Source organism: Streptococcus sp. HMSC072G04 (assembly GCF_001813295.1).
Taxonomy (GTDB): Bacteria; Bacillota; Bacilli; order Lactobacillales; family Streptococcaceae; genus Streptococcus.
The window spans coordinates 5754-19731 of record NZ_KV812002.1 but is presented as its reverse complement, the minus strand read 5'-3'; the positions used below and the strand labels follow the sequence as shown (position 1 = coordinate 19731).

Here is a 13978-nt window from a genome sequence, read left to right as displayed (position 1 = left end):
GTTTCAGGCACTTTTCTCACAGCGGAAAGTTTCGGTATTTTCTTGAATCGATTTTAAAAATGGAACTCATTTTTGTTTTTTTGCAGAATCGCTTAACTTATTTTAATTTAAAATAGTTTGTCTACATTCTAACTTCTTTTTATCCATTCTATTAAAGACTAGGCCTGTACGACCATCATATAAAGAAATAAGGATACGAGAAAGACGATACTAACAACGAGGGTCGCTAGCTTGAGTCCACGGTGAGACCGCCAGTAACTTGGTTTTCCTAGGTTACTGGTCGCATCTGTTGAGAGCGATTGTTGTTGGCGAGGCTGCAGGGTGATCAGAACCACAAGAGCGAGGGATAAGATCGAGATCCCGATTGCAAATACCATTTCCATCTTAGGATCCTCCTAACACTCTGAAGAGGGTAAAAATAACTCCCAGCAGAATCACCAAACCAATGATCACATTAAAAGTAACATTGATCTTTTCAGAACGTGTCGTCTTTTCTTTTTCGGCAGGACGGCGTTTGAGAGACTCCATCCGTCCTTCTACTTCTTTGTAAAATAAATCTTTCTTACGATCACTCACTGTATCCACCTATCCCTTCTTGCAAGCGAGCTTTGAAAACAGCTGGCTCAACGCTACTTGATTGGGCAATTTGTTGCGCAACGGCTTCTCTGTAGTTATCCACAGATTGGTAGATTTCCTGGATACGGGACACCATATCTGCTTCTTTTCCTTGATCAAAGATATTGGCTTGTGCGAGGAAGTGGCGGTCATGCAGGGTATGGCTAAAGGCAAGGATGACTTGCTGGTGTTCGAAGGCCTTGCGAACAATGCCTTGTACCTCTGCATAGTGGTTGATATCCAGATAAATACTAGAGACCTTAAGCAACTCTTTGATCCGCTCTTGACTGATATTTTGGTACAAGACCACATTTGGGTAGCGGACCATAGACAAGAGGCTCGCAGACATCTCCGTCAAAGCTGCTACACGGAAGGTCACATTTGGCAAGTTCTCTACTAGGTAGGTCAAGGCTTCGATCTGATCCGAATTGGTCAAGACAAAGGCGTCTTTACGGATATCGTCTTTCACCTTGAAATCATACAGGTAGCCAAGGGGACCAAAATAGCTATGCTGATCTTGCGAGGTCAACTGCAAAGCACGATGATAGGTCGCGTTTTGCGGAATCAAGATCTTCTTGGTCCGGATTTCTGGGCTCTTTAGAATCAACTGCATGTTGCCCGGAAGGCTGTCGTGAAGAGGCTCTTGCCACACCAGGACGTCGCGTCCTTTGATGCCTTTATTGCCCAGCTGGAGACTAATGCTAAAGGAGGTAGCCAGCGTATTGTAGACCAAACCATCTAGATCAAAACCACGATACTCTAGATAAAAGACAAAGTAATCTAAGCGATTCTTGAAAATTCGCATGGGTTGATGGTCCAAGGTCAAGATCAAATCCCCTGTTTGGTGATTTTCTGTCAAGCGCTCGGTATCCCCTTCAAAATAAGTAGTCACCAAATACTGTCCCTGATCGCCACAAGTCGTTACGGCAATCTTACGACCGTATTGGTCGTAGTGCTCAATCATGACCACTTGTCCCTTGTCATCTAACCACTCTAAGCGCTCGACGATGCGTTTGTAGGAAGCAGCGTGGTACACAATTCGAGCCTTTTCTTGACCATAGTAGGTCACTTTTCCCGAACTATTATCCCCAGAAACTTCCCAGAAATCAGGAACTGGAACTTCATTAAAGTAGCGTCCCCGCTTCTCTCCTTTTGCTTGTCCTAAGAAATAGATAAATGGAGACTCGACACCGTCTGGTAAGAAACCATTTGGCTCCAAAACAACGGTCGGGTGGTCAAAGCCAGACTCTTTCATAGAGTGGAGCAAGTCTTGGCTTTCACGAGAATAACTATCAAATACGTTCAGCATGTGTCACCTCTTCTATCAATTGTGCCCAAGCTTCTTCTACTCGGCTGGTCAAAAAGTCTTCTGCACGCGCATAAGATGCTTGACGCATGCTGGCTAGATCATCTTTTTTGTATAGCTGGATCATTTTTTCCGCAAAGGCAGAAGCGATCTGGTCGACCACTTGATCTGCTGAAGGCGGAATGAGATAGCCATTTTTACCTTCTGTAACAAAGGTCTGGTTGCCATAAGGAACGTCAAAACCGATTATCGGAAGACCAGAACCGATCGCCTCCATCAAGGTCAACCCAAAGCCTTCGCTGGTCGACGCTGACAGGTAAACCTCATAATTCTTATAAATTTCCTCTAGATTAGCATGCCCTTTGAGATGGATATAGTCTGCCGCCCCCAATTCATCAATCAGAGAACGCAGCTTGCCTTCTTCTCCACCTTTTCCATAGATGTCAAAAGACAGTTCTGGCAATTCTTTTTTGGCGCGAACCACTGCTCGCACCAACCAGTCAATATGCTTTTCTGTCGCCAAACGAGAGGCAGTAATCATAGAAAACGGGGTACGATTTTCGTTTTGTGGCAAGCTAGCAAGACTCCCAACTGGAATGGTATAGATAGCCGGCTGATGGTTGGTGTATTTAGCAAACTGCTCGGTCAAGATTTCTTTTTGGCGGTCAGTCGCAACAATAAAGAAGTCCACCTTGTCTGCATTGGTAAATTGGTACTCGTAGTAGTTGTTCCACAGGATATACTGATCATCAACATTATTGGCACTGAAGTGCTCAGCATGGACGACCACGCCCAGGCGGGCTTTTTGCGCTTCTTCAAAGATAGGCTGACCAATATTGGTTTCCCGATCCAAAATCACCAGATCTTGTTTGGTTAATTGAAGAGTTTGCATGAAGTATCGGATCAATTCTTGGCGACCAACCAGATAACGATCTGGGAAACGATAAATTTCGCGGCCATCTGCCATCTGCATGCTGTAGGCAACCGTCCCGTCTTCATTGTAAAAACGGCGCTCAATCAAATTGGCTTGATTGTTCTTAGGAATGAAGTACTCGGTACAATAGCGGGTATAGGAGAAATAATCCTTTCTCACCAAAATTCCTCTAGACACGTACTCACAGCGTTCAACATAGGGACTGTTTTCTTCGCGCAGGTAGCAGGTTAAAAAGTTGTCCTGGTCCTCATAAAAGAAGCGCTTGATCTTTCCATCGACTTCTTCACGAGTCGGTTTTCCGGCAAATCCTGCTAAGACCTGATCAATGGTATAGGTCGTTGGCGCAATTTTTATATCCGTAAAATGGCTATAGAGCCAGATGATTTCATCATTTTTAAAACCGATATTTTCTGTTAAATGCTGGATATTATCGGCTAGGATCATATCCATAAAGACAAACTTGGCTGGTTGATGGATATTGCGTAACAACTGGGCACGGTAGGCCTGGGCATACTCAACACCACTGCTGGCCCAACCGATTCCAAGGTTGATATTGTATACTGTCATAATGTCCTCTTTTATGGGAAATGCAAGACAATTTCCCCTTTTTTATTGATTTCTACTCGACTCAGTAAGAGATTGCGGACCATTTGTTCTTTGGCCGCCTCTTTCATTCGTTCAAAGGATTGGTAGGCTTCTTGGAAAAATTCTACCAAAGGGTTTTTCTGACTGGTGTACTGACCAGAGAGCGCCATGCGCAATTGTTGCAGATAGTCTACCTGCTCGACCCAGTTTTCATCGATAGCTTTTAGGATGGCCATGCGCTGGAATTGGGCGATCACCTCATCGGTGCCTAAGATCTCATACTTAGCTTCCAACTCGCTTTTAGCAATCTCCCATAAGAAATTCTCTTTGGTTTTCTTGCTACGGAAGGTTTGGTGGGCCTTTTCCGGATCTACTTGGTAGCTCACATTGTCTAACATATAGCGATAAAAAGCTACCGGTTCCTTGTATTCTTTTTTATGGGCTACGCTTGAAAAGACGGAACGAAGAACTTTTTCAACGATGTCGTCCAAGCGACCTTCTTGTTTGATCAAGCGGTCGCGCTCTTCGTAGACGATGGCACGCTGAATGTTCATGCTTTCCGCAAATTCTAGCGTCATCCGACGACTGGCCTGACCAGAACTTTCACTAGCATTTTGAGCCCGTTCCACCAAGTTTCTATACTTGCGCTTGGTCAGAGCTTTAGCTGAACCAATCCGCTCATCCACATCATAGTCTTGATAGGTATCCTGGATCCAGTCTGGCCCCCAGTTTTTCATCAAATCGTCTTCCAATGAGACGAAGAACTTGGTCAAACCGGGATCTCCTTGGCGACCTGAACGTCCCCGAATTTGAAGGTCAATCCGCTGGTTCATCATGCGCTCAGTTCCGACAACCACCAAGCCACCTAACTCAGCGACTCCTGGTCCCAACTTGATATCGGTTCCCCGACCGGCCATTGAGGTCGCAACCGTCACAGCACCTTTTCGACCAGACTCCTTAATGATCTGGGCCTCTCGAGGAGCATTGTTAGCATTGAGAAGATTGTGAGGAATCCCTTCCCGCAAAAGAAGATTCGAATAAAGAATCGACATCTCAACGGATCCGGCAAAGACCAGGATCGGATTGCCCTTTTCGTGGACCTTCTTCACATAATCCAGGGAAGCCACGATTTTTTCCGGCAAGGTCTGATAGATTTCATCCGGCAAATCCTTGCGGATCTTCTTACGATTGGTTGGGATCTTGATCACTGACATGGCATAGGTATCAAGAAACTCTGCCTCAGCGACCTTCCCAGTCCCGGTCATGCCTCCCAACTTCCGAAACATCTTAAAGAGGTTTTGGTAAGTAATAGAAGCCATGGCCCGTGTTTCTTGGGTCAGTTTGAGACCCTCTTTGGCTTCAATCGCCTGGTGGAGTCCTCCTTGCAAGCGGGTCATTTCCATCAAGCGACCCGTCGCCTGGTCTAGTAAGACAATCTCCGGTTGCCCTTCAACATTGGGATGAATGACATAATCCTTATCCTTAATAAAGTTTTTATTGGCCTGCAGGGCTAGGCTGATATGGCGGACCAAGTCACGGTATTGGGGATCATAGAGGTTGGGAATGGCTAGAAAGGCTTCTGCTGCATGAGCTCCTTTTCGAGTCAACCAAACTCGTTTCTTTTCTTCATCAAACTTGAAGTCTTCCCCTTCTTTGAAGGTTTGGATCAGGGTATCAATAATCCCATATAGGTTAGATTGAACCCGAGGAGAACCAGAAATAATCAAGGGAGTCTGGGCACTATCTAGAAGCACCGAATCAATCTCATCGACAATGGCGTAATTGAAGTCTGCTAAAAACTGGCCATCTGCAGAAGCCGTCAAGTTCTCTGTTAAATAGTCAAAGCCCAGACTAGTATTAGTCGTATAAATGACATCTGACCGGTAAATCTCCCGTTTGACTTCTGGATCTAATTCTTCGTCTTCTGATTGTTTCAAGGGAACTCCAACAGTCAAGCCCAAAAAGCGGTAGACCTGTCCCATCTCTTCTGCATCCCGAGTTGCCAGATAGGTATTGGTCGTAATAACCATGACCCCTTTGCCCTCTAAGGCATTGAGATAAACCGGCATAGTTGCCGTCAAGGTCTTTCCTTCACCGGTATTCATTTCAGCGACATTGCCTTGGTGGAGGACAATTCCTCCCATGACTTGCACGTCATAAGGAAACATGCCCAAGACCCGTTTATCAGCTTCCCGCGCAACCGCAAATGCTTCCGGCAAGAGATCATCCAAGGTCTCACCCTTAGCTAGACGTTCCCGAAATTCCACAGTCTTCTCCTGTAGTTGTCGATCCGTCAAGCGGGCCATGTCATCCTTCCAGCTATTGACTTCTTTTAAGATTTTTTTGATGTTTCTTAATTTAACGTAATCCAATGTAATCCTCTTTTTTTGCAGTGATGTTCGTCTATTCGAGAACTTCTGCTCCCTCAGACGATATTGGTTGAATCGTGAAATAGTGGAAGGTAAACTCTTGCAAACCTGCACTGAGCAAGCGTACTTCATAGGCGTATGCTTGATCTGGATAGGTAAACGGCAAGCGACCTTCTGCGGTTACTCGACGGCCAACGACCTCTCCAAAGCGATCTTTAAAGATGATTTCTACCATAACGGTATGAGCGGGAGTCGCTTCCATCGTGATAACCAGTTCATAATCTTGCTCTCTTTTGAGCAGGGGCAGACTCGGAATTTGACGAGTTGCGCCAAAATTTGTCTGCGAATGCCAAGTTTTCAGCACTTGACCAGATGGCATGAGGGGGTTCTGAAACTGAACGCTTCCTTGGGCAGTCGCCTGAATGGTCGACCCCCAAAGATAATCTGCTAGAACAGTATCGCCCCAGTAGATTCGTCTGCTTTCATTTTCTTTTATTTTTATCATTGGTTTCTTCCAAAGTCTCTTTCCATGATTTCTTTGTACTGGGTCACAAACCACTCAATGATCGGACCACTCGCATCATTGTGTCGACCGGCACGGCTAGTGCTGATAATACGAACCGGCAATTCATACAAGGCCTCTAAAATATCTGGATAAGCCTGCTGGTCATAGTCATCATCCCTCATATAGGCAAGGGCTAAAATCGTATCCTTGAAATCTGCCTGGTTAAACCGGTCCCAGAAGCGTTGATTGAGCTGACCGATCCCTTCTTGCGACACTTGACCAATGATCAACTGCATCATATCTAGGGATGTTCCAAACTCATCTGGACGTTTAAATTTCAGATTGGCAGCGACATCCCCCAGGTTGACAATGGGTTTTCCGACCAAGATCGCATGAGGAGAATAAAGGGCACCATAGTAAAGGGCACCAAAGGTCCCCATGGACAAGCCTGAGAAATTCATATCTTTTGGCTCAAAGCCGAGCAAGTCCAAGTGCTGATCAATAAAGGCAGTGACTTGATTTTCCAATTCTTCTGAGCCCATATAGAAGGATCCACCTTCCAGTCTTGGGTCAGAAAAGAGAATAAAGGGACTCCCCATCGCACGCAACATCCCAAACCCTTCAAAACCTTCGGCCGGGCGATACCCAGAGAAATAAATGTTTAAAGGCGGCTTCATATCGCCAGGATGGAAATAAGCAAAAATTTCTTGGCGTTTGTGGTCCCGTAGCGTCTTAGCTCCTACGGTCATCTCTCCTAAAGGACCATGTGACAAGCGCTTATGCAAGGCTCCGATCGTAAGCGTCCCTTCTCCTTTTGCTTCCAGCGAAAAGGCTAGGTAATAAGGTTCTGCTCCATCCAATTCTAGTGGTTGTGCCATCTCTTCTTCTGAAAAGACTGCATCTTTGACCCACTCTCCCAGAGCACCAAAGCGGTAAAATTGAATCCGCAATTGCAGCTGACAGCTTGGATCTTTTTCATATTCCAACCAAAAATTGATGGGACGACTAGCATCATACACGTAGTTGTAGACCCACTGAGCAATCGGTGTAAACTCTTCACCGTAAGATCCATCTAACTTCAGAAAATGTTGCCCCAGCACCGTTTGCTGGCCAGCAAAATCCGGTCTCACTCGCAGGTCACGAACCGTAAAGGCATCTCCATATTGATTGTCGTATAAAAAGCGCTCTAAGACATAGAGAAATTGATGCTTGTTTGAGAAATCCCAGGACCTTGCTTGCTTGAGCCTTAAGAGGTGGGCCAATTCGTCAGAAGGCGCCTCTAGTTCATAGCTTTGATCATAAAAAACGGTATAAGGCTGGAAATAAGCCAGGTCTTCTCCTAGAGCTAGTAAATCTTCTGGCTTTTCTAGAATCAAGGCTTTGAATTTGGAGATTTCCTCTTCTTCCATATACTCTTTGAGCGATGGAAGAGCGGCAGCTTGAAAAAAGTGCCAGCCTAGTCCAGCAGGAAGCTCCACCTGATCTCGCCAACTGCTTGAGCCGATTTGGAGAATATGGGGTATTTGTAATTTTTTATCCATGACGTTCTTTCATCCATCCTTCCCATTTCTCGATCAAGCGTTGACCGGTGTATTCTTGAATTTTTTCGATCGAGTAGACCAAGGCTTCGTTCCAAGGCTTCAATTCCAATAAAAAGTGAGTAATCGCCTTCTCTAATTCCTTGTCTCCCTTTGATAAGACATAACCATTTTTCAAATGATCGACATATTCTGTCTGGACGCGGTTGACTTGAGGAATCCCAGCAGAGATCCCTGCAATCTGCGTATAGAGGTTGGGTTCCTCGCTTAAATCTACGATCAAGCGTGTTTTTTCCAACTCTTGAATAATGTCATTTTCATTTGAAAAATTCTTAACTACAAAGCGATAGTCCGGTGCGTCTTGTACAGACTCTTCATCGATGATCTGGTTTTCCCCAAGCCCTTCCATTTGGGCTGGTGATTGAACCAGATGCAAGTCCTGCTCGCTAGCGATCAATTCCTCGAGTTGCCCTTCTAATTCCTTAACACGCTCCGGTGATCCATTGTAAAATGCAAAAACAACTTCAAATAAAGGATGTTGCGCCAAGACCTCCAGAACCTTCTTGAGCTGGCTCTTACTTGGAAGCTCGGCTTCATTGACATAAAAGTAAATCTTCGATTCCTTGCGCTCCTGACTAGATCCCAAACGAAGGCGGGAGTCAAAAGAGGTAATCCGGTGTGTCTTTTGAGCCAAGCTAGGGGAAAAGACCCCAATCGCTTCTTTGGTTTTTTCACTATCTGTAATCAAGAGTTGGGCATCAATCATATCAAAATAGAGGGCAAAGTTTTCAGCAGACAAGGGCTGACGATCCCCATAGAAAGACAAGACTTTCTTGACGCTACTTGCCGTATCTTGTAAAAAAGCCAAATTTGCTGGATGAGCTGCCAAAACCAACTGATCTCGTCCTGGAACCAAGGTTGCTAGCTGCTCCTTCATTTTTTCAGCGACAACGTCTCCCATATTGGCATAGCTTTCTTTTTTGAAGGCATGAGAGAAAGCTTCATTGACCATGACGGAGTGGTTCTCTTCGATCAACATCTCTCTCAAAACCCATTGCCCATCAAAACTCAGATACTCTTGGAAATAAGGTTTCCCCTCATTGTAGTAGATTCGACTAGAGATAAAGCCACGATCATCTAAGTACTCGATGTAGCTGATCTCGTCATTCTTATAACGGGTCAAAGATAGAAGGTTTCCATCCACTCCCATATCAATTTTCGCTAGGTGGTGGCCCTTACGAAATGCCATCACCAAAAAGGGAGTATAGGAAAAAGTGGTCTCACTTGGCCATTCGATGTCCTGAAGCTGAACTGGGCGCATAGCCAAATCAGACGGAACCTGTTGGATCTTATCAAAAATCGAGAGCACATCTGTCTCTAACAAATCTTGGCGGTGCAAAAAATAGCGCAGTTGTGGACTATATTGAGGCAACAATAAGATCCGATCCATTTCTGCTTCTTGAAAAATACGAACTTGATTAATGGTATCGTCAAATTCAATGGACTCTCGCATCCAGTACCAAGGGGTAGCTGTTTGCTGCCAGATGCGTTCCGTTCCATACCAGGCTGGTACAAAATAATACATGGTTACTCCTAGAATATTCTTGTATAACGTTGATTCACACGAAGGGCACGAATTTCTTCTCGGATATTGTAAATCATCCCGACAAACATGAGGAAGGTTCCTGGAATCATGGTCAAGCGCAAGAGATCTTTATCCCATAACAAGAGAGAAAAAGGAAGCGCCGTGAAGAGGATCAGATACAAGGTCCCAAAAACCGTCAAGCGTAGCACAATTTTATTGATATAGCGACGTGTATCTGCTCCAGGATAGACATGATCGATATACTCGGAAGCCTTCATCATCTTATCTGCAATTTCTTCTCCGTTCACATTGACAAAGGCAAAAGCAAAAGAGAGAAGGGCGATCATCAGAATGTAAAGAAGGATCCAAATCGGATCTCCCATCACCAAGTGTTTGGCTAAACGAGCAGCCCACTTGGCATTGGAATCCATTGACAAGATCAAGAGCATAGCATACTGAGGAATGGACACCAAGGTCATGGCATACATGAAGGGCATCCCTCCTGCCGGGTTGAGCTTGATATCCAAAAAAGTATAACTTTTCAAGTTGTTGTGGATTCCTAATTTATTGACAGGAATCTGGTACTTGGAATATTCCACCAAGACTGCCACATAGACAAAAATCAAGATGAAAATCACGCCCAGAATATAAGCGATTTCTGGGATATTATTGACATTTGAAAGGGTCTGCATCACGTCTTCTGGCAGATACATAACCATCCCAGCCATCATGATGACAACAGAGCTTCCAAGCCCCAAAGCGGCATTTAGATCGGAGAGCCAAACTAAAAAGAAGGCTCCGGCTACCATAATCATGGTATTGACTGCAATGACAAGTCCGGAGTTCAACCCTGTCTTCAAGGGGAGATACATGGCCACTGCCAAAGACTGGACAATAGCGAGCGCCAAGGTCACGTACATCTTTCGCCGCTCCACAATCTCCGTGCTGGTTTTTTCAAGGTTAAAGCGTTTTGAAACGGTAAACATCCGCCACAAAATCATGGAAGACATCCATGGGGATAGACCGATCGAAAAGATCGACATTCCGCGGAGGTTTCCCCCCATCACAGCGCTTGAGAGCTGCAAGCCCGTTGTCGTTCCCTCATTGAGTCTCAATGCCTTTGATAAGTCAACAAAAGGCAGGGAAATTTTACTTCCCAAAACATAAATAAAGACGAAAAATATCGTCCAACAAAATCTCTTTCCTACTTCAGATCGTTTTAACATTTCTTTTAAACTTTCTCTTACTCATTTTGACTCTTTCACCAGGGAAACAGCCTTTAAATATGTGCCTTTAGAGCATTTTATCTCAACTTATTTTACCATAATTTGCGACTTTTCCAAACTCATTTGTCACTAATATTTGATAATATTTCAATTTCCCCATTTGGTACCGTATTCAACAAAAAATCCTTCAGATGTTTATCTGAAGAATCTTGTTTACTTGGATATTATTCTCCTAAAGCCATGATGGTATCGACAAATAATTTCTTTGTAAAATAGCCATTGCGGATCAAATAAGAAGTATATTGAGCCTTTCGGACCATTTGGGCATACTCTTCTTCTGTACAGTCTTGGACCAAACGATTGGCTTCTTCAAGACTGGAGGCTACAAAACCGAGCCCTTTTTCTCGAATATAGTCTGCATTTGACAAATAGTCTGGCACTACTACTGGAAGACCAGCAGATAGATAAGTTGATAGTTTGTAGGAAATATTTTCTTTGTAGTAATCCCGCTCATCCTCAGGATTCTCAGAATTTCCCCAGACAAGCCCAAAACCACCCTTGGAAAGCTCGAGAAGCAACTCTTGCTTGGTCCGCCAGCCTTCCATATGGACCTTAGAATAATCGACTCCTTCAACTGGTTCGGTATAGACATGAAGGGGTGTCTCATATTTCCAATCGATGATATGTGGGAAACGCGACGGATTCCCTGAGAAGATCAGTTTTTTCTCAAATTGCGGAGTATAGAGATCCAAACTGTGGGTCAAATCCCACAACTTTTGGACCACATATTTTTTCACTGTGAGCCCTTCTGATACTAGACGATGGTACATTTGCTCTGACGGAACAACGACAAGATCACTCTGATTGTACATGTCGATATAGTTAGGCATTAGGTAATAATTGCTCTCAAACATGAGTGGTGGAACATCATGGATAAACATGACCAGCTTGGTTTGAAGGAGTTTTAACTTATCAACCAAACGGCGGTCCCACTCAATTCCATTCCAAGAAGGAGATTGAACGAAGACGATATCCCCAAAAGCAACGCCTGCTAAAATCCCATCCATCCGCGAGTTCAATTCGCTAGCTGGTTCATTGCTATGATCATAAAAGTAGATCCCTAGTTCATTAACCCCAAGTTCACGAACGACATTCATAATATCGTTTTGTGCCATCAGGGCAACACTTTTCGAAGATTGCCCGAATAAATTTGTAAAATGGATTTTCATCTCTTTCCTCTGACTCTTCTTTTTTAATCCCATATTTTCTGAAGATATGAAGGCAAACAGAGCTTTTCACAAAGTAACCTTTTTCATATCCCTCAACGAAAACTTCCTCATTCATTATAACATATTTCCCAACTTCTTAGACATTCTAGATCAATAAAAGACCGGTTCATTCCGGTCTTTTAAGGTTTTATTTGCCATCTTTTTTCCGAATTCCTAAAAGGGCTAATCCAGACAGAAGAATGGAAGCTCCTGTAGCAAGAATATTAGATGAAGGATGGGCACCTGTCTCTGGAAGAGCAGGTCCTGAAGAACGTGTCGCACTTAGCGAGCTTGCATCTGATGGAGATTCTGAGTAAGAGGTGTCTAACGAAGACACGACAGACTCCGAAGAACTTGTCACAGCAGAGAAACTTGACGCATAAGACACACTGATCCATTCAGAAATTTCCTGCGATAAGGATTGACTCTCTGTTGATGATGCGCTTATAGAATCTGAAACACTCGTCAAAGGAAATTCAGATACTGGCATGGACGTTGAAGCCGATTCGCTTGCTGAAAGGAGCGAAGTTGATTGGCTATAGGAGTCTGATTTTGAAACAGATGTTGATGCTAGAGATTCTGAATGGGATGTCCATTGTGAAGCAGATAGACTCTCAGAAACGGATCGAGAGAACGATCCAGACTCTGAAACCTGCGATGCAGCTACGACATGAGAAGTTGAAGCCGATTCGCTTGTCGAAGCAGAAGCTTGAACTAATGAATCTGATTGACTTGCTGAGACTGATTCTTGTACCAGCGAGTCTGATTGGCTAGCTGAAACCGACGCTTGGGCCAAGGAGTCGAACTGGCTGGCAGATACCGAGGCCTGAACCAAGGATTCTGATTGGCTTGCCGATTCTGATTGGCTTGCCGATACCGATACTTGAGCCAACGAGTCTGATTGGCTGGCAGAAACTGACTCTTGGACCAACGACTCGGATTGACTTGCTGAAACGGATGCTTGGGTCAAAGATTCGGATCGACTAGTTGAGATCGACTCTTGGACTAGCGAATCGGATTGACTCGCTGAAACGGAGTCCTGAATCAACGAGTCGGACTGACTAGTAGAAACGGACGCTTGAACCAAATACTCGGATTGACTAGTTGAGATCGACTCTTGGATTAGCGATTCTGATTCACTTGCTGAAACGGATGCTTGGGCCAAGGAGTCGGATTGAATTGCCGAAACGGATTCTTGTACTAACGAGTCTGATTGACTAGCTGAAATCGACTCTTGAACTAGCGATTCTGATTGGCTGGTCAATACAGATGCTTGAACCAACGAATCCGATTGGCTAGCAGATACTGAGACTTGAACCTGCGACTCTGATTGACTGGCCGATACAGACTCCCGAACCAATGATTCCGATTCACTCGCAGAAACTGACTCTCGCACCAACGAGTCTGATTGACTCAATGATGTTGATTGCAAATCAGTCGATACTTGCGATTCCGACTGACTCATTGAATCAGAACGAGAAAAGGACATAGATTCTGTAATTTGAGACTTAGATTCGATATCAGAAGTAGATTGCGATTGACTTTCGGAAACTGACTCTTGATTCAACGAGTCTGATTGACTAGACGATACAGATGCCTGAACCAACGAGTCTGATTGACTAGCTGAAACTGATTCTTTAACCAGCGAATCGGACTGGCTGGCCGATACAGATGTCTGAACCAACGACTCTGACTGACTGGCTGAAAGCGACTCTTGGACCAGCGATTCCGATTGGCTGGATGAAACCGACGCTTGAACTAAGGATTCTGATTGGCTTGTGGAGATCGATTCTTGGACTAGCGATTCTGATTCATTTCCAGAAACGGACGCTTGAACCAACGACTCTGACTGACTCGCGGAAACTGATTTTTGTACCAACGACTCGGATTGGCTCGCAGAAACTGACTCTTGAACCAACGAGTCTAACTGACTTGCAGAAACTGATTCTTGAACCAGTGACTCTGACTGACTGGCAGAAACTGATGCTTGAATCAACGACTCAGACTGGCTGGCTGAAACGGATTCTGACAGCTTTTTGCTCATCGA

The 13978-nt window shown here is 44.5% G+C and carries 11 protein-coding genes; all 11 read right to left on the bottom strand.

Translation table 11 applies throughout. The features are described from left to right. Positions 1-158: 158 nt before the first annotated feature. Complete coding sequence (locus tag HMPREF2904_RS00320; protein ID WP_003003038.1) at positions 159-383, bottom strand: accessory Sec system protein Asp5; 225 nt, start codon at positions 381-383, stop codon at positions 159-161. A 1-nt stretch (position 384) separates the two neighbouring features. After that, positions 385-585, bottom strand: a complete 201-nt coding sequence (gene asp4 / locus HMPREF2904_RS00315; RefSeq protein WP_023919249.1) for an accessory Sec system protein Asp4 — start codon at positions 583-585, stop codon at positions 385-387. Then, positions 569-1924 carry an accessory Sec system glycosylation chaperone GtfB gene (gene gtfB / locus HMPREF2904_RS00310; RefSeq protein WP_070466663.1) on the bottom strand — a complete coding sequence of 452 codons (1356 nt, stop codon included), beginning with the start codon at positions 1922-1924 and terminating at the stop codon, positions 569-571. The genes asp4 and gtfB overlap by 17 nt, the downstream gene beginning before the upstream one ends. Next, complete coding sequence (gene gtfA, locus HMPREF2904_RS00305; RefSeq protein WP_070659282.1) at positions 1908-3422, bottom strand: accessory Sec system glycosyltransferase GtfA; 1515 nt, start codon at positions 3420-3422, stop codon at positions 1908-1910. Before gtfA ends, gtfB begins: the two co-directional genes overlap by 17 nt. A gap of 11 nt (positions 3423-3433) precedes the next feature. Then, positions 3434-5818 carry an accessory Sec system translocase SecA2 gene (gene secA2 / locus HMPREF2904_RS00300; protein WP_080934963.1) on the bottom strand — a complete coding sequence of 795 codons (2385 nt, stop codon included), beginning with the start codon at positions 5816-5818 and terminating at the stop codon, positions 3434-3436. 25 nt (positions 5819-5843) lie between these two features. Then, positions 5844-6314: an accessory Sec system protein Asp3 gene (gene asp3, locus HMPREF2904_RS00295; protein WP_049491737.1), complete on the bottom strand. Its 471-nt coding sequence runs from the start codon at positions 6312-6314 to the stop codon at positions 5844-5846. After that, positions 6311-7855: an accessory Sec system protein Asp2 gene (asp2, locus tag HMPREF2904_RS00290; protein WP_070590204.1), complete on the bottom strand. Its 1545-nt coding sequence runs from the start codon at positions 7853-7855 to the stop codon at positions 6311-6313. The genes asp3 and asp2 overlap by 4 nt, the downstream gene beginning before the upstream one ends. Beyond that, complete coding sequence (gene asp1, locus HMPREF2904_RS00285; protein WP_070659280.1) at positions 7848-9437, bottom strand: accessory Sec system protein Asp1; 1590 nt, start codon at positions 9435-9437, stop codon at positions 7848-7850. Before asp1 ends, asp2 begins: the two co-directional genes overlap by 8 nt. A gap of 8 nt (positions 9438-9445) precedes the next feature. Then, on the bottom strand, positions 9446-10663 hold the full coding sequence (gene secY2, locus HMPREF2904_RS00280; protein WP_049491744.1) for an accessory Sec system protein translocase subunit SecY2: 1218 nt from the start codon (positions 10661-10663) through the stop codon (positions 9446-9448). Positions 10664-10887: 224 nt separating this feature from the next. After that, the gene (locus HMPREF2904_RS00275; protein ID WP_070659278.1) at positions 10888-11892 is read right to left on the bottom strand and encodes a sugar transferase; all 1005 of its coding nucleotides are present in this window, start codon (positions 11890-11892) and stop codon (positions 10888-10890) included. A gap of 187 nt (positions 11893-12079) precedes the next feature. Beyond that, a partial coding sequence (locus tag HMPREF2904_RS00270; protein WP_218108834.1) for an LPXTG cell wall anchor domain-containing protein occupies positions 12080-13978 on the bottom strand: 1899 nt, incomplete at its 5' end.